Raw genomic sequence first — 621 nt, 5'->3', positions numbered from 1 at the left:
ATCTCGGCGTCATCGAGGACGACAAGCACGCCGTCCAGATCGCCGACGAGATCGGCTACCCCGTGATGATCAAGGCCTCCGCCGGCGGCGGCGGCAAGGGTATGCGCATCGCGCATTCGAAGGCGGAGGTCGCCGAAGGCTTCAACCTCGCCAAGGCCGAGGCGAAGTCGTCGTTCGGCGACGACCGCGTCTTCATCGAGAAGTTCATCGTCGATCCCCGGCACATCGAGATCCAGGTGCTCGGCGACAAGCATGGCAACGTGATCTATCTCGGTGAGCGCGAGTGCTCGATCCAGCGCCGCAACCAGAAGGTCATCGAGGAGGCGCCGTCGCCGCTGCTCGACGAGACCACCCGCCGCAAGATGGGCGAGCAGGCGGTCGCGCTGGCCAAGGCGGTGAACTACGATTCGGCCGGCACCGTTGAGTTCGTCGCCGGCCAGGACAAGAGCTTCTACTTCCTGGAGATGAACACCCGCCTGCAGGTCGAGCATCCTGTCACCGAATTGATCACCGGCATCGACCTCGTCGAGCAGATGATCCGCGTCGCCGCCGGCGAGAAGCTCGCGATCGCGCAGAAGGACGTGACGCTGACCGGCTGGGCGGTGGAATCCCGCGTCTATG

Annotated in this window: 1 protein-coding gene; it reads left to right on the top strand. The window is 64.7% G+C overall.

The window, feature by feature from the left end; all coding sequences use genetic code 11:
* Positions 1-621, top strand: a 621-nt coding sequence (locus AC1VNY_RS42530; protein WP_482409675.1) for an ATP-binding protein, incomplete at both ends; no start/stop codon positions are given.

It is taken from the genome of Bradyrhizobium ferriligni, from assembly GCF_056837965.1.
This window is presented reverse-complemented; position numbering and strand designations above follow the sequence as displayed.